Here is a 26,576-nt window from a genome sequence, read left to right as displayed (position 1 = left end):
TGCTCGCGAAAGCGATGTTTCATTCAACATCATCGTTGACTGAATAACCGCATTCGCGAGCAGGCTCGCTCCCACAGGTTGTGTCTGGAGTGTTCAAGTGATGGGGAGAAGGGCATGAAACTGTTGGTCGTCGAAGATGAGGCGCTGTTGCGTCATCACCTGCAAACCCGCCTGACGGAGAGCGGCCACGTGGTCGAGTCCGTGGCCAATGCCGAGGAGGCGCTGTACCAGACCGGCCAGTACAACTTCGATCTGGCGGTGATCGATCTCGGCCTGCCGGGCATGGGCGGCCTCGACCTGATCCGCCAGTTGCGCTCGGGCGGCAAGACCTTCCCGATCCTGATCCTCACCGCGCGCGGCAACTGGCAGGACAAAGTCGAGGGCCTTGCCGCCGGTGCCGACGATTACGTGGTCAAGCCCTTCCAGTTCGAAGAACTCGAAGCACGCCTCAACGCACTGTTGCGCCGCTCCAGCGGTTTCACCCAGTCGACCATCGTTGCCGGGCCGTTGCTGCTCGACCTCAATCGCAAACAGGCCAGCCTCGATGAACAACCGCTGGCGCTGACCGCCTACGAATACCGCATCCTCGAATACCTCATGCGCCACCATCAGCAAGTGGTGCCCAAGGATCGCTTGATGGAGCAGCTCTATCCGGATGACGACGAGCGCGATCCAAATGTCATCGAAGTGCTGGTCGGCCGTCTGCGGCGCAAGCTCGAAGGCCCGGCCGGGTTCAAGCCGATCGACACCGTGCGCGGCCTCGGCTACCTGTTCAATGAGCGCTGCACTTGATCCGTTCCCTCCGCGTTCGTTTGATGCTTGCCGCCACCACGTTGGCGGTGTTGTTCATGCTCGCCTTGCTGCCGGCGATGCAGGGCGCGTTCAGCCTCGCGTTGCAGGATTCGATCGAGCAACGCCTGGCCTCCGACGTCACCACACTGATCTCCGCGGCGCGGGTGGAAAACGGTCATTTGGTGATGCCCTCGCAATTGCCGGACGAGCGCTTCAACCTCACCGATTTCCGCTTGCTCGGGTATATCTACGACCGCGACGGCAATCTGGTGTGGCGTTCGAAAGCCACCCAGGAAGAGCAGATCAACTACAAACCGCGTTACGACGGCCTCGGCAACGAGTTCGCGCGGATCCGTGAAGCCAGCGGTCAGGAATTCTTCGTCTACGACGTCGAAGTCAAACTGCTCGGCGGCAAGAGCGCGGCATTCAGCATCGTCGCTCTGCAACCGGTCCGTGAGTACGAAACCACCCTGGAAGGCCTGCGCGAAAATCTCTATCTGGGCTTCGGCGCGGCATTGCTGGTACTGCTGGCATTGCTGTGGATCGGCCTGACCTGGGGCCTCAAGGCTCTGCGGCGATTGAGCCAGGAACTCGACGAAATCGAGGGCGGCACCCGCGAAAGCCTGACGGAAAAACACCCGCGCGAACTGCTGCGCCTGACCGGCTCGCTCAACCGCCTGCTGCTCAGCGAACGCCAGCAGCGCAGCCGCTATCGCGACTCCCTCGACGACCTCGCCCACAGCCTGAAAACCCCATTGGCGGTGCTGCAAGGCGTCAGCGAAGACATGGCCAAGCGTCCCGAAGACCGCGATCAGGCCTGGGTCCTGCAAAGCCAGATCGAGCGCATGAGCCAGCAGATCAGCTACCAGCTGCAACGGGCCAGCCTGCGCAAAAGCGGCCTGGTTCGCCATCAGGTGCGCCTGCAACCGGTGCTCAAAAGCCTGTGCGATACGCTGGACAAGGTCTACCGCGACAAACATGTGCGCGTGACTTTTGATCTGCCTCAACATTGCTACGTGCCGATCGAACAGGGCGCCTTGCTGGAAATGCTCGGCAACCTGCTGGAAAACGCCTATCGCCTGTGCCTGGGCGAAGTGCGTGTCAGCGTACGCGAGTCACTGGCCGGGATCGAATTGTGTGTCGAGGACGATGGGCCAGGCGTGCCGCTCGATCAGCGGGCGCGGATTCTCGAGCGCGGCGAACGCCTGGACGCCCAGCATCCGGGGCAGGGGATCGGCCTGGCGGTGGTCAAGGACATCATCGAGAGTTACAACGCCCGCTTGGCCCTGGGCGATTCGCCGATGGGTGGGGCGGCGTTCAGGATTCATTTTCCTGCGGTGTGAATGAAGCGGCCCTCACCCTAACCCTCTCCCAGTGGGAGAGGGAACTGACCTAAGTGTCTTGAGAAGTTTATCGACCTGAGCAACTTGCATTGGATATGGATTCACTGAATAACTGTCAGGCCGGTCCAGATCTTCAGCATCCCCCAATCAATCCCCTCTCCCTCTGGGAGAGGGTAAGGGTGAGGGGCTTTTGATCTTTCACAACTCCTGCGCCCGATAAGCCCCCGGTGTCAGCCCCGTCCATTTCTTGAACGCCCGATGAAACGCCGACGGTTCGGAAAATCCGAGCTGCTCGGCAATCTGCTGCAACGACAAATCCGCCCGGCCCAGATGATAGATGGCGATATCCCGCCGCAGTTGATCCTTGAGCTCCTGAAAACTCGTGCCTTCCTCGCGCAAGTGCCGGCGCAAGGTTTGCGGGCTGATGTGCAGATGCGCCGCGACGGCTTCCAGGTCCGGCCAGCGCGCAGCGTCACGGCTGAGCAAGCGGCGCAGGCGGCTGCTCAGGCTGTCGCCGTCGTCCGGGCGTGAGAGCAGGTCGGCAGGGGAGCGTTCGAGGAAATGTTTGAGGGTGCGTTCGTCCTGCAACAGCGGCATGGCCAGGTAGCGACTGTGAAACAGCAGGCTGCTCCGGGCGCCGTCGAAGGTCAGGGGGCAGGGGAACAGCAGGTCGTATTCGCTGCCGTGAGCGGGGCGCGGATAACTGAAGGTGGCCTGCTCAAGGCGAATCCGCTGGCCGATCAGCCAACTGCCGAAGCGGTGCCAGATCACCAGCAGGCTTTCGCTGAGAAAGTGGTCCGGGTCCCACAACTGCGCGTCATCCAGGCTCAACCGCACCCATTCGTCTTCGCGGCTCAAGCTCAGGCGCGGGGCATCAGGGAATAGGCTATAAAACAATAAACCGCGTTGCAGGGCCTTCTCCAGATTGCGGCAGTGAATCGAGGCGTGGCACATCATGGCAAAGCTGCCGGGCTTGCTCGGTGAGTTGCCGAAACCCAGGTATTCATCATCCAGCGCCAGCCACAACCCCTGAATCAGGCGGGTGAACTGCTCCGGCGCGATGCGTGCGCGGGGCTCGTCGAGCAACTCCGGGCTGATTCCCAGTTGCTGCAACAGGTTTGAGTAATCGAAACCGCGACGGCGTGCGCCGCCAAGGGCGGCGCGGGCGAAATGGCTGGCGATGGTGCGTTCGCGCATAAGCGGCAATCCTCGTTCTGGCACCGATCGTAACGGCGGGCCTGCAACGCAACAAGGCGGATTTCCGCCAAATTGTAGGACGAGGGGCGGTGAGTTGGCGGAAATCCGCCACGCTGAAGTAGTCAACGCGGTCCGGACAAATCCTGCAATGCCTGATATCAAAAGGCTTGCTGCCATTCGCACCAATCTGGCACGACGTTTGCGATACAAGCGACAGAAGCGTGCATTTCTCCCGCTCGGGAGGATGCCGTTCCAACAACAAATCCCTCCAGTGCAGGAGGGTTCGCAATTAAGGTTCGGCGCTCGACAGATGGATGTTGCCGCTGGACGCTTGAGGAAACCTGCAATGACGACTCGTCAGCCACTGTACAAATCCCTGTATTTCCAGGTGATCGTTGCCATCGCCATCGGCATCCTGCTCGGTCACTTCTACCCGCAGACCGGCGTGGCCCTCAAGCCACTGGGTGACGGCTTCATCAAGCTGATCAAAATGGTCATCGCCCCGATCATCTTCTGTACTGTCGTCAGCGGCATCGCCGGCATGCAGAACATGAAGTCGGTAGGCAAGACCGGCGGCTACGCGCTGCTGTACTTCGAAATCGTTTCCACCATTGCCCTGCTGATCGGTCTGGTCGTGGTCAACGTTGTGCAACCGGGCGCCGGCATGCACATCGACGTCACCACCCTCGACGCCTCGAAAATCGCCACCTACGTGACGGCCAGTAAAGACCAGAGCATTGTCGGCTTCCTCCTCAATGTGATCCCGAACACCATCGTCGGCGCGTTTGCCACCGGTGACATCCTGCAAGTGCTGATGTTCTCGGTGATCTTCGGTTACGCCCTGCATCGCCTGGGGTCGTACGGTCGTCCGCTGCTGGACATGATCGATCGCTTCGCCCACGTGATGTTCAACATCATCAACATGATCATGAAACTGGCGCCACTCGGTGCGCTGGGCGCCATGGCGTTCACCATCGGTGCTTACGGGGTCGGCTCGCTGGTGCAGCTGGGTCAACTGATGATCTGCTTCTACATCACCTGCGTACTGTTCGTCGTGCTGGTGCTGGGTGCGATCTGCCGGGCTCACGGTTTCAGCGTGTTCAAACTGGTGCGCTACATCCGTGAAGAGCTGCTGATCGTACTGGGTACGTCCTCGTCGGAATCGGCACTGCCACGCATGCTGATCAAGATGGAGCGTCTGGGCGCGAAGAAATCGGTGGTGGGTCTGGTGATCCCGACCGGTTATTCGTTCAACCTTGACGGTACTTCGATCTACCTGACCATGGCCGCCGTGTTCATCGCCCAGGCGACTGACACGCACATGGACATCACCCACCAGATCACCCTGCTGCTGGTACTGCTGCTGTCCTCCAAAGGTGCGGCGGGTGTAACCGGTTCTGGCTTCATCGTGCTGGCCGCAACCCTGTCGGCGGTAGGTCACCTGCCGGTGGCCGGCCTGGCGCTGATCCTCGGTATCGACCGCTTCATGTCCGAAGCCCGCGCGCTGACCAACCTGGTCGGTAACGCGGTAGCGACCATCGTCGTGGCCAAGTGGGTCAAGGAGCTGGATACCGATCAACTGCAGGCCGAGCTGGCTTCCGGCGGTCGCGGTATCTCCGACGAGCGTGAAGAAGACGACCTGGGTGTGGCTGAAGGCCCAACCCCGAGCAATGTGAAGTAAGCATCGCTTGCACGGAAAAACCCGCTTCGGCGGGTTTTTTCTTGCCCGGGATTTGAGCACAACGGTCACACCTGCTGACATTTGCGGTGATTGCCGCATCGACGATGGCTGCCTAGGCTAAGTGCATCGCCCAAGGAGTTCGCCCATGTCCGCACCGCTGGCCTCACTGAAGATTCTTGATTTCTCGACCTTGCTGCCGGGGCCGTTCGCCTCGCTGCTGCTGGCGGACATGGGCGCCGAGGTGCTGCGCATCGAATCGCCGACCCGTATGGATCTGCTGCGGGTGCTGCCGCCGCATGATGGCGGGGTATCGGCCAGCCACGCCTACCTGAACCGCAACAAGCGCAGTCTGGCGCTGGATCTGAAACAGCCCGCGGCGCTGGAGATCATCAAGCAACTGCTGGGTGAGTACGACATCGTTCTCGAGCAATTCCGCCCCGGGGTGATGGAGCGCCTGGGCCTGGGTTATGAGGCGTTGAAGGCGATCAACCCGCGGCTGATTTACGTGTCGATCAGCGGTTACGGCCAGACCGGGCCGTACAAAGAGCGTGCGGGGCATGACATCAACTATCTGGCGCTGGCCGGGCTGGCCAGTTACACCGGCCGCGCCGACAGCGGGCCCTTGCCGCTGGGCATGCAGGTGGCGGACGTGGCCGGCGGTTCGTTGCACGGGGTGATCGGCTTGCTGGCGGCGGTGATCGCTCGCCAGCAGAGCGGGCAAGGCACGCATCTGGATGTGAGCATGACCGACTGCGCGTTCAGCCTGAACGCCATGGCCGGCGCTGGCTATCTGGCCTGCGGCGCGGAGCCGGGCTGGGAAGATCAGATGCTCAACGGCGGCAGTTTCTACGATTATTACCGCACGCGGGATGGGCGCTGGATGTCAGTGGGCAGTCTTGAGCCGGCGTTCATGCAGCAACTGTGCACGGCGCTGGGCCGACCGGAACTGGCGGCGCAGGGATTGTCCCCCAGGGCAGAGCAGCAACAGGCGCTGAAAGAGGCATTGCGGATCGAATTCGAGCGACATGATTTTGCTGAACTGTGTGAGCTGTTCGCCGGAGTCGATGCCTGTGTCGAACCGGTGTTGAATCTGGGCGAGGCGCTGCGCCATCCGCAGTTGCAGGCGCGGGAGCTGGTGACCCAGGTGCCGCGCGGCGATGGCACGACGCAGGCGCAGATCGCCTGTCCGTTGAAATTCTCTGAAGCGTTGCCGGCGCCAAGGCATGTCGGCGCGGGATTGGGGCAGCATACGGATGAGGTGTTGGAGGCGTTGGGGTTGAGTGCTTCGAAGATCGCTGAGCTGCGTTCCGCCAAAGTAATCCTTTAGTGCCTGTGATGGCCCTATCGCGAGCAGGCTCACTCCTACAGGTGAAACGCGTTCCAAATGTAGGAGTGAGCCTGCTCGCGATGGGGCCGGTCAAAGCAACACAGAAACCAACTATTCCACCCGCATCTCACCACTGAATACCAGGGTACTGCGGCAGCGCCGGCACAAGTACCGCCGCCCTTGCCGTACCAGGCCATGGCGCTGGGCGGTAAACGGGAAGTCACTCTCGGGGCACGGACATTTGTAGATATAGCGGGTCACGCTGCGCCGCTTGATCTCATAGGTATGGCAGCGGTCGGGCGGCAGTTCGTATACGCCGCGCATGATCAATTGCCACTCCTCGCCATGGGGCTGGATGCGGTCGCCGAACAGTTGGTGAGCGATCAGGTGCGCGACTTCGTGGGCCACGGTCTGCTTGAGGAAGTGTTCGGTGTTTTCCCGGTACAACTGCGGGTTGAAGCGCAGCAGGTTCTCGTGCAGATGCGCGACACCGGCTTTCTGCCCGCGCAGCTTGAGACTGACGACGGGGCGTTTGAAGGAACGTTTGAAAAAGGATTCAGCGAGTTGGTAACAATCTTCGACGCGGGTATTGAGTTGCTCGGGCATGCTTGATGGATCTCCAGAGAAGCCGAGTATGCCGCAACCCCGGCGACTTGCGAATCGCCGACCTGCCGAATGGTCGTCGCCCAACGAGAAGGCCGCCTTGCGGCAGCCTGTATTGGCAGAGGTTGTTTTTCTCAGGGAGGAAACGAGTCAGTTGGTATAGACGGGCCCGACACCCAGCCCCCAGATGATCACGGTAAACGCCATGATCGCGACCAGCACCACCAGCCCGACCGCGAGCACCGAACTGGAAAACAGAAAACCTTCATCCGAAGGAATGTTCATGAAGGTCGGCAGGCCGACGTACAGCAGGTACACCGTGTAGCAGATGGCCGCCGTGCCGACGATCATCCCCAGCCACATGTGCGGGTACAGCGCCGCCAGGCCGCCGACGAACAACGGTGTCGCCGTGTAAGTGGCAAACGCCACGCAACGGGCCAGGCTTGGATTGGCGTCATAGGTGCGCGCCATCCAGTGCACGAAGGCGCCCATCACCGCGACCCCGCCGAGCATCGCCAGGTACGACATGATGGTCATCCACAAGGCACTTTCGAACGTCAGCATCACCGGCGCGCGGTTGCCGATCACCCAGCCGACCTGGGTCGTGCCGATGAACGCCGAGACAGCGGGGATCGCCGCCAGAATCAGCGTGTGGGTCAAGTACATGTGGCTGATGCTTTCCTCTTGGTCGCCACGAATCTCCTTCCATTCCTGATCGGGGTGGGTAAACAGTCCCACTACGTGATGGATCATGCCATTCACTCCTCTTGTCATTGCCATCGCCCCCCAACGGAGCGCCTACGGGCCAAGGTGGCCGAGCAAATACAGGTCTAAAGACGTGTGCGACCTTATGTCGCAGTATAGAAAGGACTCCAGCGCACAGGTATGCCGGGCTTAGAGCAAATCGCGCTGTAAACCTAGGGCTTAATCGCGCCAGAATCTTGGTGCTCAGGAACCGAATGGTTCGGTGGTGAGGGAGCTTGCTCCCGCCCGGCTGCGCAGCAGTCGCAAACCCTCCCGGCTCGCCGTGTCAGGAAAAATTCCGTTGCAGGTTTGGCGCCGCTTCGCACCCCAGCGGGAGCAAGCTCCCTCGCCACAGTAGAGGTGAGTCAATTCGACTGCGGCCCTTCGCCCGCGCCGGGTTTTTTGCGTAAAATGCCGGCCTTTCGTCACACCTCACGGATTTCGCGTCATGGGCACTCTTACGGTCAACCAGAACAAACTGCAAAAGCGCCTGCGCCGCCTGGCCGGCGAGGCGGTCGCCGATTTCAACATGATCGAAGACGGCGACAAGGTCATGGTCTGCCTGTCCGGGGGCAAGGACAGCTACACCATGCTCGACGTGCTGATGCACCTGCAGAAGGTTGCACCGATCAAATTCGACATCGTCGCGGTGAACATGGACCAGAAACAGCCGGGCTTTCCCGAGCACGTGCTGCCGGCCTACCTGAAAGAGCTGGGCATCGAGTATCACATCGTCGAGAAAGACACCTACTCGGTGGTCAAGGAACTGGTGCCGGAAGGCAAGACCACCTGCTCGCTGTGCTCGCGCCTGCGTCGCGGCACGCTGTACACCTTTGCTGACGAAATCGGCGCGACGAAGATGGCCCTCGGTCATCACCGCGACGACATCGTCGAGACGTTTTTCCTCAACATGTTCTTCAACGGCACCCTGAAAGCGATGCCGCCGAAACTGCGCGCCGACGATGGCCGCAACGTGGTGATTCGGCCGCTGGCGTACTGCAACGAGAAAGACATCCAGGCCTACTCGGACTTCAAGCAATTCCCGATCATTCCGTGCAACCTTTGCGGCTCGCAGGAGAACCTGCAGCGCCAGGTGGTCAAGGAAATGCTTCAGGACTGGGACCGCAAGACCCCGGGCCGCACCGAATCGATTTTCCGCAGCCTGCAGAACGTGGTGCCGTCGCAACTGGCCGACCGTAACCTGTTCGACTTCACCAGCCTGAAGATCGACGAGACCGCGGCTTCGCGTTTCGTCAATGTCGTCAATCTGTAAACCCGATCCAGGTGTGGGAGCGAGCCTGCTCGCGAAAGCGGTGTGTCATTCAGCCCAAGTGTTGACTGATCCAACCCCTTCGCGAGCAGGCTCGCTCCCACAGGGATCTGTTCGTTTCATTCAATAGGAGAGGGCATGCGCGATTACAAGTGGCTGCACGAATACTGTCTGAACCGTTTTGGTTCGGCGGCTGAACTGGAAGCCCATCTGCCCGTTCCCAAGACCCCCGCACAATTGCGCAAGATCCGCGACGACCGCTACCTCTCGACCATGGCCCTGCGGGTGTTTCGCGCCGGGCTCAAGCACAGCCTGGTCGACGCCAAGTGGCCGGCCTTCGAAGAAGTGTTCTTCAAGTTCGATCCGGAAAAAGTCGTGCTGATGAGCGCCGAACACCTCGAGCGCCTGATGCAGGACGCGCGGATCATCCGCCATCTGGGCAAGCTGAAAAGCGTGCCGCGCAATGCGCAGTTCATCCTCGATGTGGAAAAGGACAAGGGCAGCTTCGGCGCGCTGATCGCCGACTGGCCGGTGACCGACATCGTTGGTCTGTGGACGTACCTGAAAAAGCACGGCCACCAACTCGGCGGGCTGTCGGCGCCGCGGTTTTTGCGCATGGTCGGCAAGGACACATTCGTGCCGAGCTACGACGTGGTCGCGGCGCTGAATGCGCAGAAGATCGTCGACAAAGTGCCGACCAGCCAGCGTGATCTGGCAACGGTGCAGAACGCGTTCAACCAGTGGCACGAACAGAGTGGCGGACGGCCGATGAGCCAGATATCGATGATGCTGGCCTACACCGTGAACCATTAAGACCGCGTCGCTGCATTCGCGAGCAGGCTCGCTCCTACAGGGGATCTGTGGCGTACACAAATCCCCTGTAGGAGTGAGCCTGCTCGCGATAGCTATTTGTCAGGCGACGGAGACTTCGCCTTCGCCAGCCAATTTGCGGTTCAACTGATAGCGCCAGCGCACATACAGCAGCGCCGAACAGAACACTGCCAGGCTCGCGGCCATTTCCAGCAGACCGAACACGTGCCGGTTGGGATCGTATGCGGCCAGTGCGCCTTTGATGAAATACAGGTTCACTACAAAACACATCCACGAATGTCCACGGGCGCTGCCCATGATCATCGCCGGGGCGAGCACCAGCCACGGGATCAGCTCGACCAGCAGAATCACCCACGGCCGTGCGCCGTGCAGGTCGGCGAACAGCAGGTAATAAGCGGCGAGCAATCCGGCGAGGGCGAAAAAGCTCAGCAGGCTGAGCACGCGCATTGCCTTGACCCGTGGCTCAAGCCACGCCACCGAGGGCAGGACTTTCGGCTTCTTCGCCATCAGCCCACCAGTTTCTGCGCGGTTTTCGCCAGACGCAGACCGAGTGCGCGGCACAGCGCCACTTCGTGCTGATCGAGACCGTTCTTGCCGTCGGCACCGGCGTGATGGCTGGCCCCGTAGGGCGTGCCGCCACCTTCGGTTTCGAGCAGGGCCGATTCGCTGTAGGGCAGGCCGGTGATCAACATGCCGTGGTGCAACAGCGGCAGCATCATCGACAGCAGCGTGGTTTCCTGCCCGCCGTGCAGGCTGGCGGTGGAGGTGAACACGCCGGCCGGTTTGCCGACCAGCGCGCCGGTCAGCCAGAGGTTGCTGGTGCCGTCCAGAAAATATTTGAGCGGCGCGGCCATATTGCCGAAACGTGTCGGACTGCCCAGTGCGAGACCGGCGCAGTTCTTCAGATCGTCGAGGCTGGCGTAGAGCGCGCCTTCATCGGGAATGTCCGCGGCCACCGCTTCGCATTCGGTGGAGATCGCCGGGACCGTGCGCAGACGCGCTTCCATTCCGGCCTGCTCGACACCCCGGGCGATCTGCCGGGCCATCTCGTTGGTCGAACCGCTGCGGCTGTAATAGAGCACCAGAATGTACGGCGCGCTCATGGCAACAACTCCAACACGTTCTCCGGTGGGCGACCGATGATGGCTTTGTTGCCGGCTTCGAGAATCGGCCGCTCCATCAGTTTCGGGTGCGCAGCGATGGCGTCGATCAAATGCTGCTCGCTGAGACTGGCGTCCGCCAGGTTCAGGGTTTTGTATTCCTCTTCGCCGCTGCGCAGCAGTTGCCGCGCGCTGATCCCGAGCTTGCCGAGCAGGGCCTTGACTTGCGCGGCGTTCAGCGGCGTTTCCAGGTAGCGCACGATAGTCGGCTGCAAGCCGCGGGCTTCGAGCAGTTCCAGCGCGGCGCGGGATTTCGAGCAGCGCGGATTGTGATAAAGCGTCAGATCGGTCATGGCGGGTCGCTTCTGGCGTAAAGTGGCGGCTATTCTAACTGTGCGGCGCGCAATCCAGAACCGTCAGAGGCGATGGGTCGCAGGCGCTTTCGAATTTTCACAAGGAACACGACATGACACGGCGATTGGCAGCGGCATTGACGATTCTCGGGGCGTTGATGCTGGGGGGCTGCGGCAATGATTACGGGATCGACCAGAACGGCCAGAAGGTTGCGTCCGAACGTCTGGACAAACAATGGGTGGTGCTTAACTACTGGGCCGAATGGTGTGGCCCGTGCCGTACGGAGATTCCTGAACTGAATCATTTGGCTGACGAACTCAAAGGCAGGAACGTCGGTGTGTTCGGAGTCAATTTCGACAATGTGCAGGGCGCGGAGCTGAAAGAAGCCAGCGAGAAACTGGGAATCAAGTTCACCGTGCTGGCGCAGGATCCGGCAGAGCTGTTCGACCTGCCGCGCAGTGAGGCGCTGCCGGTGACCTTCATCATCGATGACAAGGGCAAGGTGCGTGAACAGTTGCTCGGTGAGCAGACAGCGGCGGGGGTGATGGCGAAGCTGGAGGCGTTGCAGGCTACGAAGTAAACCGCCAGAAGCCCCTCACCCCAGCCCTCTCCCCGAGGGAGAGGGGGCCAACCGAGGTGTCTGAGACACCGAGTCGATTATGCATCCGCTAGAGAGGGGCCAGTAAATCAGGGGTTCAGCGAAGAGCTTTCAAGTCGGCGTATCTCTCGAATATCCCCCAATCAGTCCCCTCTACCTCTGGGAGAGGGCTAGGGTGAGGGGCTTGGCGGTCCAAGCGATCAACCCTCTTCCAGCCACCAGCGCAATGGCTTGCCTTCAGCCGGCCAGAAGCGTATCTGCTCGATCGGCGAAATGTCCCAGCGCTCGACCTTTTCCAGCGCCTGCAGGAATCGCTGTTCCTGCTCCATCAGCGCCGGGGCGCAGAGCTTGCGGGTCTTGCCGATCTTGCCGAAGGTCAGCTTGTCGCCGTCCTGCGTATAGGGCGCGAACCAATGGTTGCAGCCGCCATTGCCATAGGCGCGGCCGTCATCGCCGAGGGTTACCGTCAGATGGCTGTAATCCATCAGCGGCCGCTCGCCGATCCATTCCAGAATGTAGCTGCGGTTGTGTTGCAGTTGCACCGGCTCTGCGGCGCAACCGGCCAGGCCGACACCGATCAGCGCGGTCAGGACGAGGCGTTTCATCACGCAGGCTCCTGGCATTTCGGGCACAGGTGCTTGTCGCCAACGGCTTTCCAGCCCAGCTCGGCGATGCGCGCAGTGGCAGCCGGTTTTTCTGCGGTTTTGCCGAGTTTGGCGTCCACGGCGAATTCAAAGCTCAGCTCTTTCGCGCAGCTGTCGCAATTGACCTGCCAGGTGTGAATGGCCAGTTCGCCGAACACCGGGCCTGTGGTCATTGCGGTCCACTGGCCCGGCGGGTTGATCAGGTGGCGGACCGTGTCGACGGTCAGGCGCATGGACAAGTCCTTGCTGCCTTTGAGGGTGACCAACAGGGCATCGCCGATGCGGATCGAGCCACCGTTGCCAGTCACTTGATAGCGGCCCGGAACGAGGGCACGGCATTCGGTGAGGGTGTGTTGCGGGTTCATCAGGGTGTAGCGGAAATCGTGTTCGACCATGGGTCCTCCAAATATGCGCGACATGCTAGCACGGGCTCGATTGCAGAATGATGCACGCGTGCGACCTTCGATCCGGTTCAAATAGGCCGACAGTCATGGCAAACTGCCGGCCCCCGAATCTGAAGGAACGGAACATGGCGCTGATCGAATGTTATGAATGCAAGCGGAGCATCAGTTCCGAAGCGCTGGTGTGCATTCACTGCGGCGCCCCGATGGCCGAGCACGCCGCCATGCAGGCGCAGTCCATTGCGGCATCGGCGCAGACCTCGACGATTTCCTTCGGCAGCCTGCCACGCAACAAGGCTGTGCCCGAAGCGGTTGTACCGCCAGTGGCCGAGCCGTTACCGAAAGTGATGCCCGCAGCAGCAGGGCGGCGTCGTCGTCAGCAGGCGGCAGAACAGGCTCGCCAGGCACAACAACCGCTCAACGCCGATGGCAGCCGCCCGGTGGAAGGCTGGCTGAAAATCATGGTGTTCCTGTTGCCGGCGTTTTTCGTCTGGTTCCTGCTGCGCAGCGGCCATTCGAGCAAGCAGCGCCTGCTCGGTTTCGGTTGGCTGGGCTTGCTGATCCTGGCGTCTTCGCTGCCCAAGTAAAACGGTTCAACCCTCGACCTGGTTCTGCGGCGCACCTGCCGCCCAGGTCGCGATGTTATCCAGGGTGGTGGCGGCAATCGCGCCCAGCGCCTCGCGGGTCAGAAATGCCTGATGCGCCGTGATGATCACGTTGGGAAACGTCAGCAGGCGTGCCAGCACATCGTCCTGCAACGGCAGGTCGGAGCGATCCTCGAAAAACAGCTGCGCCTCTTCCTCGTAAACATCCAGCCCCAGATACCCGAGTTGACCGTCCTTCAGCGCGTCGATCAGCGCCGGGGTGTCCACCAGACCACCGCGCCCGGTGTTGATCAACATCGCCCCCGCCTGCATATGTGCCAGTGACTGGCGATTGATCAGGTGTTTGCTCTGCTCGTTGAGCGGGCAATGCAGGCTGATGATCCGCGACTGCGCGAGCAACTCCGGCAGGCTCAGATAGCGCGCGCCCAAGGCCAGTACCTCGGGATTGGGATACGGGTCGCAGGCCAGCAATTCACAGCCGAAGCCGTGCATGATTTTCGCGAAGGTTGCGCCAATCTGCCCGGTGCCGACGATGCCGACAGTTTTGCCGACCAGATCGAAACCGCTCAGGCCATGCAGGCTGAAATCACCTTCGCGGGTGCGGTTGTAGGCACGGTGCAGGCGACGATTGAGGGCGAGGATCAGCGCCACCGCATGTTCGGCCACGGCGTGCGGCGAGTAGGCCGGCACACGCACGACGGCCAGGCCGAGGCGCTTCGCTGCGGGCAGGTCGACATGGTTGTAACCGGCCGAACGCAGGGCAATCAGCCGCGTGCCGCCAGCCGCAAGGCGTTCCAGCACCGGGGCGCTGAGGTCGTCATTGATGAACGCGCAGACCACTTCGTGCTGCTCGGCCAGCGCCGCCGTATCTACGCTCAGTCGCGCCGCTTGAAAGTGCAGTTCGAGCCCGGCCGGGCAGTCGGCGCCGAGGAAGCTGTCGCGGTCGTAGGTCTGGCTGCTGAAAAAGATCGTGCGCATGAATCCTCCTGGAACATCGACGCGGGCGGCAATCGCCCGCGACAACTGTAGCGCTTTGCGCGCACCGTGCCTTGCCGTGGATCAGGCGCTGATGCGCGCCTGCGCCGCGAGTCGGTTGATCGAGCGTTCCAGTTCGTCCAGCGCGGCAGCGGCTTTCGGATCGTCCTGCTTGAGCAGGGTTTCGCTGCGCTGGCAGGCGGCGCGCAGTTGCGGCACCCCGCAATAACGGGTGGCGCCGTGCAGGCGGTGCACGCGTTCGAGCAAGGCATTCTGGTCGTGGCTGTCCCGCGCCGCGCGAATCGCTTCGCGGTCGGCTTCCAGCGAGGCCAGCAGCATGGCGAGCATGTCCGCCGCCAGATCCGCCTTGCCGGCCGCCAGACGCAAGCCTTCTTCGTGATCGAGTACCGGCAGTTCCTGCTGACTCGCCGCGCTGTCGCCGCTACGATCCGGCGCCTGATTGCGCAGGGCCAGTCCGGTCCACTTCAACACCACCTGCGCCAGTTGCCGCTCACTGATCGGTTTGGTCAGGTAGTCGTCCATGCCGCTTTGCAGCAGCGCGCGTTTTTCGTTGGCCATGGCGTGGGCGGTGAGGGCGACGATCGGCAGCGGTGTGCAATGCCGTTCGCTTTCCCACTGGCGAATGGTTTCGGTGGTCTGGCGACCGTCCATGCCCGGCATCTGCACGTCCATCAGCACCAGATCGAAGGATTCGCTCTGTACGGCTTTGACAGCCGCGTAGCCGCTTTCCACGGCGAGCACGCGGGCGCCCATGTCTTCGAGCAGGGTTTGCACCAGCAACAGATTGGCCGGATTGTCGTCTACGCACAGCACGCGCGGCGCACGACTCGACAGCGGCTCGCCCGGTTCGCTGCGGATCTGGCGCGGATTGACCAGATCGGCCAGCGCCCGGCGCAACTTGCGCGTGCACGCCGGTTTGGCTTGAAGCTGGCTGTGCGGGTTGGGCACCGACAGATGGAACAGCGTCTGCTCGGTGGTCGGGCACAGCACCAGCACCTTGCAGCCCAAGTGTTCGAGGTCCCAGATGTGCTGGTTCAAACGCTCCGGGAGCATGTCGTTGCTGGTGATGCCGATGACCGCCAGATCGATCGCCTGATCGGTCTGATGTGCGCCGGTGACGCCATTGCTCAGGCTTTCCAGAGTATTGAACGGCGTGACGTCGAGGCCGCAGTCTTCCAGTTGATGCTGCAAGGCCTGACGCGCCAGTTCGTGATTTTCCAGTACCGCCACGCGGCGCCCGAGCAATGGCGCGGCGGGCAGGTCTTCGGCGTCGTCGCGAGTCTTCGGCAGGCTCAGGCTGATCCAGAATTCCGAACCTTCGCCCGGGGTGCTGTCGACGCCGATCTCGCCGCCCATCTGCTCGATCAGGCGCTTGGAAATCACCAGCCCCAGACCGGTGCCGCCGGGCTGGCGGGACAGCGAGTTGTCGGCCTGGCTGAAGGCCTGAAACAGCGCGCGCACATCCTGGCTCGACAAACCGATGCCGGTGTCCTGAATGCTGATGCGCAATTGCACGCTGTCTTCGTGCTCGTCTTCGAGCATCGCCCGGGCGACGATGGTGCCTTCGCGGGTGAACTTGATCGCATTGCTCACCAGGTTGGTGAGGATCTGCTTGAGGCGCAGCGGATCGCCGACCAGCGACAGCGGCGTGTCGCGATAGACCAGACTCACCAGCTCGAGCTGCTTGGCATGCGCTGCCGGGGCGAGAATGGTCAGGGTGTCCTGCAACAGATCACGCAGATTGAACGGAATGTGATCGAGCACCAGTTTGCCGGCCTCGATCTTCGAGAAATCGAGAATCTCGTTGATGATCCCCAGCAGACTGTCGGCAGACTTTTCGATGGTGCCGAGATAGTCGAGCTGGCGCGGGGTCAGTTCGCTTTTCTGCAACAGGTGAGTGAAGCCGAGAATGCCGTTGAGCGGGGTGCGGATTTCGTGGCTCATGTTGGCAAGGAATTCGGATTTGATCCGGCTGGCCTCCAGCGCTTCTTTGCGTGCCAGGTCCAGTTCGATGTTCTGGATTTCGATGGTTTCCAGGTTCTGCCGGACGTCTTCGGTGGCCTGATCGACGCTGTGCTGCAACTCTTCGCGAGCGTTCTGCAGGGTGCCGGCCATGCGGTTGATGCCGGAGGCCAGTTCGTCCAGTTCCTGACTGCCGAGGGGCGGCAAACGGGTTTCCAGATGCCCGTCCTTGAGCTGCGCGACAGCCTGTTTGATCTGGCTCAGCGGACGGTTGATGGTGCGGCCCATGCGCAGCGCGAGGAGGGCGGCGCCGGCGAGTCCGGCGGCGATCAATAGCAGGCTGGCGAACAGGCTGCGATAACCGCGCAACAGCATGCCGTTGTGCGACAGCTCAAGTTCGACCCAACCGAGCAACCGCTCGGACTCCTCGGGAATGATTTCACCGGCGAGGTTGCGGTGCTTGCCGAACACCGGCATCAGGTAGCGCGTCGCGTCATTGCCGCTGCGCCGTTGCAACAATGCGCTGTCGCCGCTGGGCGCCTGATTGAGCATGGTCGGGCCGGCGTGGGCCAGTGGCGAGCGGTCCGCCGCGAGGAAGGTCACCGCGCGCACGTCGGGTTGTTCAAGGGACTGGGTGGCGATGCGCTCGAGCAGATCGGCATCGCCGTGGCCCATCGCCGGCGCGACCAGCGGCGCCAGTTGCTCGGCGATCATTTCGCCGCGCTGCATCAATTGGCTCTGCAGGTCGGTCTGCTGCGTCCAGGTGAAATAGCCACCCAGCACCAGCGCCATCAGGCTGGTCGGCAACAAGGTCAGCAACAGCACGCGACCTTTGATTCCCAGTTTCTTGAGCACGCCTATCTCCCGCATCCCGCTGATCTGTTGACACATGCGTGCATCCAGCACGCGACATGGGCGCAGTGTAGCGATTTGCTGGCGGGCAATCTTGCGGAAAATGCAGCGCGCTCAAGCACGCGTTCGTCCGACAGGCCAAGCTTGTGTTGCCCGCTGTCGGACAATCTTGAATAATCCGCCAACTGAGAATTACTTGCAGATACTCATGACTCCTGTTTCCGCTGGCCAGCCACGCATCCTTTCCATTGAAGACGATCCGGTTCTCGGCGCCTATGTGCACGAGCATCTGGGCCGCAGCGGTTTTCAGGTGACCTGGTGCCAGAACGGCCAGGAAGGTCTCAATATTGCGCAGCGCCAGCCTTTCGACGTGGTGCTGATGGACATTCTGCTGCCCGGGCTCGATGGCCTGAAACTGTTGACGCAACTGCGCCAGAGCCACTCGACGCCGGTGTTGCTGATGTCCGCGCTGGGCGCCGAGGCCGATCGCATCAGCGGCTTCCGTCTCGGTGCCGATGATTACCTGCCCAAGCCATTCAGCATGGCCGAGTTGCATGTACGCATCGAAGCGATCCTGCGGCGAGTCGCACTGGATCGGCGCCCACCTGCGGTGGCCGCTGCTCAGGTCGGTGGCACCCTGCGTTTCGATGACCAACAGTGCGACGTGTTCTTCGGCGAGCAAGCGGCCGGGCTGACCCGCAGCGAATTCCGTTTGCTGGAAACCCTGCACCGCAACCACGAGGAAGTGCTGAGCAAAGCCTTCCTTTATCAGCACGTCCTGCAACGCGGTTTTGCTGCCCACGACCGCAGCCTTGATATGCACATCAGCCAGATCCGCCGCAAACTCAAAGCCATCGGTTACACCGAACGCGAAGTGCGCACGGTGTGGGGCAAGGGCTATGTATTGAGCGGTGCCGATGAAACTGTCTGAGCTGCCAGGGCGGCATTCGCTGTTCTGGAAACTGGCGTGCCTGTTGGTGGCGTTCTGTCTGTTGATGATCTGGCTGAGCTGGTCGTGGGGGCGCTACATGGAGGAACGCAATCAGTTCCTTTCCAGTGAAGCGCGCAACACTCTCAGCCGGTATGCCGCACAAGCCGAACAGGCGTGGCAGCGCGGCGGGCGCGATGGTGTCGATGACTGGTTGCGAAGCATGGAATTGCGCGAGGCCAGTTGGGTCGGGGTGATCGGCGCGGACCTGCAATCGCTGAGCAGCCGCCCGCTGAACGCGGCAGAAGTGCAGCACCTGACCTTTCTGCGTGGCCTCGACTGGCCGATCCACAAGAAGGGCCGGCCGTGGCTGCGGGTACCGTTTGCCCAGGATCCGGCGGCCGGCATTCTGGTCATCGAATTGCCCGAGCGCTTTGTCCCGGGCAAGTACCGGGTGTTCTGGCGCGTGATCACCAACGGCGTGATTCCCGGACTGTTCACCCTGTTGCTCTGTGTCGGCCTGTATCGCCTGCTGGTGGTGCCGCTGAACAACCTGCGCGAACAGGCCAACGCCTGGCGCGCCGACCAACTGAATGTGCGCCTGTCGAGCGGCATCACCCAGCGCCCGGATGAACTCGGTGAGCTGGCGCGGGCCTTCGATTCCATGTCCGAACGCCTGCAAACCACCGTCGCCCTGCAGCAGCAATTGTTGCGCGACCTGTCGCATGAGTTGCGCACGCCACTGAGCCGCTTGCGCGTGGCCAGCGAAAGCGAACAGGGCCTGCCGCAACTGCGCGAACGCATCGGCCGCGAGGTGGACGGCATGCAACGCCTGGTCGAAGACACCCTGCAACTGGCCTGGCTCGACACCGACCGCTCGCCATTGCCGGATGAGGCGATCCAGATTCAGGCACTGTGGGAAATGCTCACCGACAACGCCTGTTATGAAAGCGGCTGGCCGAGTCTGCAACTGCAATGCTCGGTCGAAGCATCGTGCTGGGTGCGCGGCAACCTCAATACCCTGGCACAAGCGCTGGAAAACATTTTGCGCAATGCCATTCGTCACTCGCCTGAGGGCGGGATTGTGCGGCTGGATGGCCGGCGCGATGGTGAGTATTGGCACTTGTGGCTGGAGGATCAGGGCGGCGGCGTGGCTGAAGAGGATCTGCAGCGGATCTTTTCGCCGTTCATTCGACTGGACGGATCGCGGCCCGGGGATGGTGGGTTTGGGCTGGGGTTGAGCATTGCGCGTAACGCGGTGCAGCGCCAGGGCGGGTTGCTCTGGGCGGAAAATGCAGGGGCTGGGTTGCGGTTGAATTTGCGCTTGTTGGCGGATGATGGTGTTGCGCCGAATGACGCTATCGCGAGCAGGCTCACTCCTACAGTGGAATTGCGTACGCCGCAGATTATTTGAACAACATAAATCCCCTTGTAGGAGTGAGCCTGCTCGCGATGTAGTCCATTCGCGCTCCCAATCCCACTGACTTGCCGGAGCGCTCGTCTTTTTCTGTATGACATTTCCCAAGCTGCACCAGCGGTCATTTCAAGCTTCCTGAACGGTTTAGGCTCGTGCTTCACCAAACCTTCAAGGAATTGCGCATGAATGCATCCAGCCTTACCGGCAGCTCAGATGGCGATCGTTTCAATGAAGTGCTCGCGCTGATTCACAGTTCCAGACACAAGGCCATGCAAGCGGTCAATACTCACCTGATCGAGCTTTACTGGCAGGTGGGCGCGCATATCAGTCGCAAGATTGAGCGGGCGGAATGGGGGGATTCGGTCATCGCTCAACTGGCTGCGCATCTCGCTCAGACCCAGCCAGGCCTGCGTGGATTCACTCGACCCAATCTGTTCCGCATGCGCCAGTTTTATGAGACTTATCGAAACGAAGCAATTGTCTCACCACTGGTGAGACAATTGCCGTGGACTCATAACATGATCATTTTGAGTCAGAGCAAATGCCCTGAGGAGCGGGCTTTCTACCTGCGAATGGCCGTCCAGGAAAAATGGTCAAAGCGCGAACTGGAGCGGCAACTTAAAGCCGCTCTGTTCGAGCGAACCCTCGCCGATCCAGCGAAAGCCTCCGCCGCGCTCAAACAAACGCACCCGGCAGCGCTTGAGATATTCCGCGATTCCTACATGGTCGAATTTCTCGACCTGCCTTCTGCTCATTCTGAAAGCGATCTGCACCAAGGGCTCCTGACGAGGCTGAAAGACTTCCTAATCGAGTTGGGTCGGGACTTCTGCTTTGTCGGCTCCGAATATCCGCTGCAAGTCGGCGGCCGGGATTTCGCTCTGGATCTTCTGTTCTTCCACCGGGGGCTCAATTGCCTGGTCGCGATTGAACTCAAGGTCGGGCGTTTCGAGCCAGAGTATTTGGGCAAGCTGGATTTCTATCTGGAGGCGCTGGATCGCAATGTCCGCAAGCCCCACGAAAATCCGGCGATCGGTGTGTTGCTCTGTGCCAGCAAAGAGGACGAGGTTGTCGAGTACGCCCTCAACCGCAGTCTTTCGCCCGCATTGATTGCGCAATATCAAACATGCTTGCCGGATAAACAGTTGCTGCAAGCCAAGCTCCATGAGTTTTACGCCTTGGATACAGCCCATATGGAAAACCCGACCAGTGATCCCTTATTCCCATAAATCATAAGCACCGCACTTTGCGTGATATGGCCTGCGCGGGTTTGCCGGTATGATAGGCGCCCCCGCACGTCTGGATTGCGAATACGCCATGACCCTGCAGTACCCAACCATCGCCGATTGCGTCGGCAACACGCCGCTGGTGCGTTTGCAGCGCCTGCCCGGCGCCACCAGCAACACCCTTTTGCTCAAGCTCGAAGGGAACAACCCGGCGGGTTCGGTCAAGGACCGGCCGGCGCTGTCGATGATCACCCGTGCCGAGCTGCGCGGGCAGATCAATCCCGGCGATACGTTGATCGAGGCGACCTCCGGCAACACCGGTATCGCTCTGGCGATGGCCGCTGCGATCAAGGGTTACAAGATGATCCTGATCATGCCGGACAACTCCAGCGCCGAGCGCAAAGCGGCGATGACCGCTTACGGCGCCGAGTTGATTCTGGTCACTCAGGAAGAGGGCATGGAAGGCGCCCGCGATCTGGCCCAGCGTATGGAAGCCGAAGGCCGTGGCAAGGTGCTCGACCAGTTCGCCAACGGCGACAACCCCGAAGCGCACTACACCACCACCGGTCCGGAAATCTGGCGTCAGACCCAGGGCAGCATCACCCATTTCGTCAGTTCGATGGGCACCACCGGGACCATCATGGGCGTGTCGCGCTACCTCAAAGAGCAGAGCGACAGCGTGCAGATCGTCGGCCTGCAACCGATGGAAGGCTCGGCCATTCCCGGCATCCGCCGCTGGCCGCAGGAATACCTGCCGAAGATCTATCAGGCTGACCGCGTCGATCGCATCGTCGACATGGCGCAAAGCGAAGCCGAAGACGTCACTCGTCGTCTGGCCCGCGAAGAAGGCATTTTCTGCGGCGTGTCCTCGGGCGGTGCGGTGGCAGCGATGCTGCGCCTGTCCAAAGAAGTTGAAAACGCGGTGATCGTTGCGATCATCTGCGACCGTGGCGACCGTTACCTGTCGACCGGCATTTTCGACGCGCCCAACTGATGGCCAAACACGAAAGAGGCCTGCGCTTCCAGCCCACGGGTGGCAGCAAGGCGCCGCAAATTCCGACCGGTAAAAAGCAGCGCTTGAGCATCGAGCGCCTGGCCAATGACGGTCGCGGTATCGCGTTTTTCGAAGGCAAAACCTGGTTCGTCCTCGGCGCCCTTGCCGGTGAGGAGGTCGAAGCGCGGGTGCTTGGCGCCCACGGCAAAGTGGTCGAAGCGCGCACCGAGCGTGTGTTTACCGCAAGCGACTTGCGTCGTCCGGCAGCGTGCGCGCACTTCGGCCGCTGTGGCGGTTGCAGCGTCCAGCACTTGCCCCACGCCGAACAGCTCGCCCTGAAACAGCGCATGCTCGCCGAGCAATTGTCGCGAGTTGCCGGAGTCGAACCCGAAGAATGGGCAGCGCCGCTGACCGGCCCGGAATTCGGCTACCGTCGGCGCGCACGCATCGCCGTGCGCTGGGACATGAAAGCGAAGAACCTCGAAGTGGGTTTCCGCGCCGCCGGCAGTCAGGACATCGTTGCGATCAGCGAATGCCCGGTGCTGGTACAGCCCTTGCAACCGATCATGACCCGTTTGCCGGAGATGCTGCGGCGTCTGAGCAAGCCCCAGGCGCTGGGCCATGTCGAGTTGTTCAGCGGCTCATCTCTGGCGGTGTTGCTGCGGCACATGGCGCCGTTGTCCGAAGCGGATCTGACGATTCTCAAGGATTTCTGCCAGTTCCATCAGGCGCAGTTGTGGTTGCATGGCGAAGGTGAACCGCACCCGGTCGAGGCCGGTCAGAGCCTCGGTTATCGCCTGGAGCAGTGGGATCTCGAACTGGCGTACCGGCCGGGAGATTTTGTTCAGGTCAACGCCGGGGTCAACGAAGCGATGATCGCTCAGGCGCTGGAGTGGCTGCAGCCGACGGCTGACGAGCGCGTGCTCGATCTGTTCTGCGGGCTGGGCAATTTTGCCCTGCCGCTGGCCAAGCGCGTACGTGAAGTGGTGGCGGTAGAGGGCGTGCAGACCATGGTCGAGCGTGCCGCTGCGAATGCCGTCAGTAACAATTTGCATAACACAAAGTTTTTTCAAGCCGATTTATCCCAGCCTTTGACCGATGCTCAGTGGATCGGAAACGGCTTTTCTGCGGTACTCTTGGACCCACCGCGTGACGGTGCTTTCGAGGTGGTGCGCAAGCTCGCGACCCTGGGCGCCAGACGGTTGGTATACGTGTCGTGCAACCCGGCCACGCTGGCGCGCGATACGCAGGAATTGATCAAGCAGGGCTACCGGTTAAAACGTGCCGGGATTCTCGATATGTTTCCTCAGACGGCACATGTCGAGGCCATGGCGTTATTTGAAGCGAGCCAGGATGGCTCGTCTGAATCCGTCTGATCTGTCCGCGCAGCGCTCGCCTGAGCCCCGCGAGCGCGAACGGACACTGAGGATCAGCGATTTGACGCATTGAATCTGCGTCGTAGGGAAGGTAAAGCAGCATGGTACAGGTGAGAGCACACCAGCCGATCAACACCGACGGCAGTATCAATCTCGAGGCCTGGCTCGATCACGCGGTCAGTGTCGATCTGGCACTGGATCGCGAGGCCTTGAAAGAAGCCTGCGAGTTCGCTCGCGAGGCCGAACAACAGTCCAACGCCAGGAAGAACCTGTGGGCCGAAGGCTCCGGCAGTTTCAGCACTGGCCTTGAGATCGCCGAAATCCTTGCCGACCTCAAGCTCGATCAGGATTCACTGGTCGCCGCCGTGTTGTATCGCGGCGTGCGCGAAGGGCAGATCGAACTGGCGGCAGTCGGCCAGCGCTTCGGCCCGGTGGTGGCCAAACTGATCGACGGCGTGCAGCGCATGGCGGCCATCAGCGCCAGTCTCAGCCCACGGCAGTCGATGGTCATGGGCACTCAGGGGCAGGTCGAAAACCTGCGCAAGATGCTCGTGGCGATGGTCGATGACGTGCGCGTTGCGCTGATCAAACTGGCCGAACGCACCTGCGCCATTCGTGCGGTGAAAACCGCCGACGATGAAAAGCGCAACCGCGTTGCCCGGGAAGTCTTCGACATCTATGCGCCGCTCGCGCATCGTCTCGGCATCGGTCACATCAAATGGGAGCTGGAGGACTTGTCCTTCCGCTATCTCGAACCTGATCAATACAAGCAGATCGCCAAGTTGCTCCACGAGCGGCGGCTGGATCGCGAGCGCTTCATCAGCGACGTGATGACCCAGCTCAAGGACGAACTGCAGGCCACCGGCGTCGACGCCGACATCAGCGGCCGGGCCAAACACATCTACTCGATATGGCGCAAAATGCAGCGCAAGGGCCTGGAATTCAGCCAGATCTACGACGTTCGCGCCGTGCGCGTGCTGGTGCCGGAAATGCGCGACTGCTACACCGCGCTCGGCATCGTCCACACTCTGTGGCGGCATATCCCGAAAGAATTCGACGACTACATCGCCAACCCGAAAGAGAATGGCTACCGCTCGCTGCACACGGCGGTGATCGGCCCGGAGGGCAAGGTCCTCGAGGTGCAGATCCGCACTCATTCGATGCACGAAGAAGCCGAACTTGGCGTCTGCGCGCACTGGCGCTACAAGGGCACCGACGTCAAATCCGGCTCGAACCATTACGAAGAGAAAATCTCCTGGCTGCGCCAGGTCCTTGAATGGCACGAAGAACTCGGTGACATCGGCGGTCTGGCTGAACAGCTGCGCGTCGACATCGAGCCTGATCGGGTCTACATCTTCACGCCCGACGGTCACGCCATCGACTTGCCGAAAGGCGCGACGCCGCTGGATTTCGCCTACCGGGTGCACACCGAAATCGGCCACAACTGTCGCGGTGCGAAGATCAACGGCCGTATCGTGCCGCTGAACTACAGCCTGCAGACCGGCGAGCAGGTCGAGATCATCACCAGCAAGCACGGCACGCCGAGCCGCGACTGGCTGAACCCGAACCTCGGTTACGTGACCACCTCGCGTGCGCGGGCGAAGATCGTTCACTGGTTCAAGTTGCAGGCTCGCGATCAGAACGTTGCCGCTGGTAAAACCCTGATCGAGCGCGAACTCAATCGCCTCGGCCTGCCGGCGGTGGATTTCGACAAGCTGGCCGAAAAGGCCAACATGAAAACCGCCGAAGACATGTTCGCCGCCCTTGGGGCCGGCGACCTGCGTCAGGCGCATCTGGTCAACCTCGCGCAGCAACTGGTCGAGCCGGAGCGCGGCAACGAACAGTTGGAGCTGATCCCGCGCAAGGCTACCGGTTACAAGCCTGGCAAGCGCGGCGATATCCAGATCCAGGGCGTCGGCAACCTGATGACGCAGATGGCCGGCTGCTGCCAGCCGCTGCCGGGCGACGCGATCGTCGGTTACATCACCCAGGGCCGTGGCGTGAGCATTCACCGTCAGGACTGCGCCTCGGTGTTGCAACTGGGCGGGCGCGAGCCGGAGCGGATCATTCAGGTCAGCTGGGGCCCGGTGCCGGTGCTCACCTATCCGGTGGACATCATCATTCGCGCCTACGACCGTTCCGGGCTGCTGCGTGACGTCTCGCAGGTGCTGCTCAACGAGCGCATCAACGTGCTGGCGGTCAACACCCGCTCGAACAAGGAAGACAACACCGCGCTGATGTCGCTGACCATCGAGATCCCCGGTCTGGATGCACTCGGGCGGCTGCTGGGGCGGATTTCGCAATTGCCGAACATCATCGAGACGCGACGTAACCGCACCCCGTGATGCAATTGATTGTTCCCTGTGGGAGCGAGCCTGCTCGCGAAGAGGGCGTGTCAGTCGACATCTTTGTTGCAGACACGCCGCTTTCGCGAGCAGGCTCGCTCCCACATGGGATTTGTGGTGAGCCAGATAAATGAAGTACACCCTCGAAGACCTGCTCCATCTGATGTCCCGTCTGCGCGATCCGCAGTTCGGTTGTCCGTGGGACATCAAGCAAACCTACGCGACCATCGTCCCGCACACCCTCGAAGAAGCCTATGAAGTGGCCGATGCCATCGAACGCGGCGATCTCGATCATTTGCAGGGCGAGTTGGGTGATCTGTTGTTTCAGGTGGTGTATTACAGCCAGTTGGCCAAGGAAGAAGGGCGGTTCGAATTCGCCGGAGTGATCGACAGCATCACGCGCAAACTGATTCGTCGTCATCCCCACGTATTCCCCATCGGCGACCTGTACGCGCCGCTTGACGTGCCGCGCTTGAGCGAAGCGCAGGTCAAGCAGCGCTGGGAAGAGATCAAGGCCGAAGAGCGCGCGGAAAAATCCGCGGCGCCCGAGCAGTTGTCGCTGCTCGACGATGTGCCGGCCACGTTGCCGGCACTGTCGCGCTCAGCCAAGTTGCAGAAGCGCGCCGGGCAGGTCGGTTTCGACTGGCCGGACGCCTTGCCGGTGCTCGACAAGGTCCGCGAAGAGCTCGATGAAGTGCTCGAAGCCATGTCCGAAAACGATCCGGTGGCGGTGGCCGACGAGATCGGCGACCTGCTGTTTTCCGTGGTCAATCTGGCCCGGCATCTGAAGGTCGATCCGGAAACCGCCTTGCGCGGCGCCAACGGCAAGTTTGAAAGACGTTTCCGTTTTATCGAACAGGCATTGCGCGACACCCACCGTCCCATGGAAGATTGCACCCTCGAAGAGTTGGACGCCCTGTGGGGCGAAGCCAAACGCCAGGAAAAGAATGAGCCCAGCTGCGGCTGAGCCGTTGCCCAAGTGAGTAAGCATTG

General features: G+C 61.4%; 25 protein-coding genes. 15 read left to right on the top strand and 10 right to left on the bottom strand.

From position 1 onward, the window contains the following. The first annotated feature begins 114 nt into the window (after nt 1–114). Complete coding sequence (locus tag AEQ63_RS22520; RefSeq protein ID WP_064364845.1) at nt 115–792, top strand: response regulator transcription factor; 678 nt, start codon at nt 115–117, stop codon at nt 790–792. Next, entirely contained in the window at nt 789–2,135 is a 1,347-nt protein-coding gene (locus tag AEQ63_RS22515; RefSeq protein WP_064364843.1) for an ATP-binding protein, read from the top strand. Before AEQ63_RS22520 ends, AEQ63_RS22515 begins: the two co-directional genes overlap by 4 nt. Nucleotides 2,136–2,333: 198 nt before the next feature. Here AEQ63_RS22515 and AEQ63_RS22510 read toward each other — a convergent pair whose 3' ends face one another. Then, the gene (locus AEQ63_RS22510) at nt 2,334–3,332 is read right to left on the bottom strand and encodes an AraC family transcriptional regulator (RefSeq protein WP_064364840.1); all 999 of its coding nucleotides are present in this window, start codon (nt 3,330–3,332) and stop codon (nt 2,334–2,336) included. A gap of 346 nt (nt 3,333–3,678) precedes the next feature. Here AEQ63_RS22510 and AEQ63_RS22505 point away from each other — a divergent pair, with 346 nt between their 5' ends. Continuing rightward, nucleotides 3,679–5,013: a dicarboxylate/amino acid:cation symporter gene (locus AEQ63_RS22505; protein WP_042607176.1), complete on the top strand. Its 1,335-nt coding sequence runs from the start codon at nt 3,679–3,681 to the stop codon at nt 5,011–5,013. A 145-nt stretch (nt 5,014–5,158) separates the two neighbouring features. Further along, entirely contained in the window at nt 5,159–6,340 is a 1,182-nt protein-coding gene (locus AEQ63_RS22500; protein ID WP_064364838.1) for a CaiB/BaiF CoA transferase family protein, read from the top strand. A 111-nt stretch (nt 6,341–6,451) separates the two neighbouring features. Here the strand turns inward: AEQ63_RS22500 and AEQ63_RS22495 are convergent, their stop codons facing one another. Together AEQ63_RS22495 and AEQ63_RS22490 are read right to left on the bottom strand one after the other, a co-directional pair. Continuing rightward, on the bottom strand, nt 6,452–6,946 hold the full coding sequence (locus tag AEQ63_RS22495) for a SprT family zinc-dependent metalloprotease (RefSeq protein ID WP_064364837.1): 495 nt from the start codon (nt 6,944–6,946) through the stop codon (nt 6,452–6,454). A gap of 147 nt (nt 6,947–7,093) precedes the next feature. Continuing rightward, nucleotides 7,094–7,696: a Yip1 family protein gene (locus tag AEQ63_RS22490; protein ID WP_042607174.1), complete on the bottom strand. Its 603-nt coding sequence runs from the start codon at nt 7,694–7,696 to the stop codon at nt 7,094–7,096. Between the two features lie 439 nt (nt 7,697–8,135). Here AEQ63_RS22490 and ttcA point away from each other — a divergent pair, with 439 nt between their 5' ends. Both ttcA and AEQ63_RS22480 read left to right on the top strand, forming a co-directional pair. Next, a complete protein-coding gene (gene ttcA, locus AEQ63_RS22485; RefSeq protein WP_039757843.1) occupies nt 8,136–8,960 on the top strand; it encodes a tRNA 2-thiocytidine(32) synthetase TtcA in 825 nt (274 codons plus the stop codon). Between the two features lie 135 nt (nt 8,961–9,095). Continuing rightward, nucleotides 9,096–9,770, top strand: a complete 675-nt coding sequence (locus AEQ63_RS22480) for a DNA-3-methyladenine glycosylase I (RefSeq protein WP_016773632.1) — start codon at nt 9,096–9,098, stop codon at nt 9,768–9,770. 99 nt (nt 9,771–9,869) lie between these two features. Here AEQ63_RS22480 and AEQ63_RS22475 read toward each other — a convergent pair whose 3' ends face one another. From AEQ63_RS22475 to arsC, 3 genes are read right to left on the bottom strand one after another with little or no spacing between them, the layout of a single operon-like run. Next, the gene (locus AEQ63_RS22475) at nt 9,870–10,295 is read right to left on the bottom strand and encodes a DUF2069 domain-containing protein (RefSeq protein ID WP_042607173.1); all 426 of its coding nucleotides are present in this window, start codon (nt 10,293–10,295) and stop codon (nt 9,870–9,872) included. After that, complete coding sequence (gene wrbA, locus AEQ63_RS22470) at nt 10,295–10,891, bottom strand: NAD(P)H:quinone oxidoreductase (protein WP_042607172.1); 597 nt, start codon at nt 10,889–10,891, stop codon at nt 10,295–10,297. Before wrbA ends, AEQ63_RS22475 begins: the two co-directional genes overlap by 1 nt. Continuing rightward, nucleotides 10,888–11,241, bottom strand: a complete 354-nt coding sequence (gene arsC / locus AEQ63_RS22465; protein WP_064364836.1) for an arsenate reductase (glutaredoxin) — start codon at nt 11,239–11,241, stop codon at nt 10,888–10,890. The genes wrbA and arsC overlap by 4 nt, the downstream gene beginning before the upstream one ends. Nucleotides 11,242–11,354: 113 nt before the next feature. Between arsC and AEQ63_RS22460 the strand changes: the two genes are divergently transcribed. Then, nucleotides 11,355–11,822, top strand: a complete 468-nt coding sequence (locus AEQ63_RS22460) for a TlpA disulfide reductase family protein (RefSeq protein ID WP_064364833.1) — start codon at nt 11,355–11,357, stop codon at nt 11,820–11,822. A gap of 218 nt (nt 11,823–12,040) precedes the next feature. Here the strand turns inward: AEQ63_RS22460 and AEQ63_RS22455 are convergent, their stop codons facing one another. Both AEQ63_RS22455 and AEQ63_RS22450 read right to left on the bottom strand, forming a co-directional pair. Then, entirely contained in the window at nt 12,041–12,445 is a 405-nt protein-coding gene (locus AEQ63_RS22455; RefSeq protein ID WP_042607169.1) for an META domain-containing protein, read from the bottom strand. Continuing rightward, complete coding sequence (locus AEQ63_RS22450) at nt 12,445–12,879, bottom strand: hypothetical protein (protein ID WP_039757838.1); 435 nt, start codon at nt 12,877–12,879, stop codon at nt 12,445–12,447. The genes AEQ63_RS22455 and AEQ63_RS22450 overlap by 1 nt, the downstream gene beginning before the upstream one ends. A gap of 134 nt (nt 12,880–13,013) precedes the next feature. Here AEQ63_RS22450 and AEQ63_RS22445 point away from each other — a divergent pair, with 134 nt between their 5' ends. Next, nucleotides 13,014–13,472 carry a hypothetical protein gene (locus AEQ63_RS22445; protein WP_042607168.1) on the top strand — a complete coding sequence of 153 codons (459 nt, stop codon included), beginning with the start codon at nt 13,014–13,016 and terminating at the stop codon, nt 13,470–13,472. A 6-nt stretch (nt 13,473–13,478) separates the two neighbouring features. Here the strand turns inward: AEQ63_RS22445 and AEQ63_RS22440 are convergent, their stop codons facing one another. Further along, complete coding sequence (locus AEQ63_RS22440; protein ID WP_042607167.1) at nt 13,479–14,468, bottom strand: 2-hydroxyacid dehydrogenase; 990 nt, start codon at nt 14,466–14,468, stop codon at nt 13,479–13,481. Nucleotides 14,469–14,549: 81 nt separating this feature from the next. Continuing rightward, a complete protein-coding gene (locus AEQ63_RS22435) occupies nt 14,550–17,303 on the bottom strand; it encodes a response regulator (RefSeq protein WP_064365099.1) in 2,754 nt (917 codons plus the stop codon). Between the two features lie 205 nt (nt 17,304–17,508). On the opposite strand from AEQ63_RS22435, the gene AEQ63_RS22430 reads away from it, so the two are divergent. From AEQ63_RS22430 to mazG, 7 genes are all read left to right on the top strand, one after another. Then, entirely contained in the window at nt 17,509–18,231 is a 723-nt protein-coding gene (locus tag AEQ63_RS22430) for a response regulator transcription factor (RefSeq protein ID WP_064364831.1), read from the top strand. Next, nucleotides 18,218–19,642, top strand: coding sequence for a sensor histidine kinase (locus tag AEQ63_RS22425; protein ID WP_064364829.1), 1,425 nt, complete (start codon nt 18,218–18,220; stop codon nt 19,640–19,642). Before AEQ63_RS22430 ends, AEQ63_RS22425 begins: the two co-directional genes overlap by 14 nt. Before the next feature lie 185 nt (nt 19,643–19,827). Further along, complete coding sequence (locus AEQ63_RS22420; protein WP_064364828.1) at nt 19,828–20,871, top strand: PDDEXK nuclease domain-containing protein; 1,044 nt, start codon at nt 19,828–19,830, stop codon at nt 20,869–20,871. Between the two features lie 88 nt (nt 20,872–20,959). Next, nucleotides 20,960–21,862, top strand: coding sequence for a cysteine synthase CysM (gene cysM, locus AEQ63_RS22415; RefSeq protein WP_039757833.1), 903 nt, complete (start codon nt 20,960–20,962; stop codon nt 21,860–21,862). Next, complete coding sequence (gene rlmD / locus AEQ63_RS22410) at nt 21,862–23,238, top strand: 23S rRNA (uracil(1939)-C(5))-methyltransferase RlmD (RefSeq protein ID WP_064364826.1); 1,377 nt, start codon at nt 21,862–21,864, stop codon at nt 23,236–23,238. Before cysM ends, rlmD begins: the two co-directional genes overlap by 1 nt. A gap of 101 nt (nt 23,239–23,339) precedes the next feature. After that, nucleotides 23,340–25,583, top strand: coding sequence for a GTP diphosphokinase (relA, locus tag AEQ63_RS22405; RefSeq protein ID WP_064364824.1), 2,244 nt, complete (start codon nt 23,340–23,342; stop codon nt 25,581–25,583). A 130-nt stretch (nt 25,584–25,713) separates the two neighbouring features. Next, nucleotides 25,714–26,550 carry a nucleoside triphosphate pyrophosphohydrolase gene (mazG, locus tag AEQ63_RS22400; protein WP_064364822.1) on the top strand — a complete coding sequence of 279 codons (837 nt, stop codon included), beginning with the start codon at nt 25,714–25,716 and terminating at the stop codon, nt 26,548–26,550. The last annotated feature ends 26 nt before the right edge of the window (nt 26,551–26,576 follow it).

Origin of the sequence: Pseudomonas sp. RIT-PI-o, from assembly GCF_001297215.1 — a bacterium.
GTDB classification, from domain to species: Bacteria; Pseudomonadota; Gammaproteobacteria; order Pseudomonadales; family Pseudomonadaceae; genus Aquipseudomonas; species Aquipseudomonas moraviensis_A.
The sequence above is the reverse complement of the archived record's forward strand: the minus strand, read 5'-3'. Positions and strand labels throughout refer to the sequence as shown.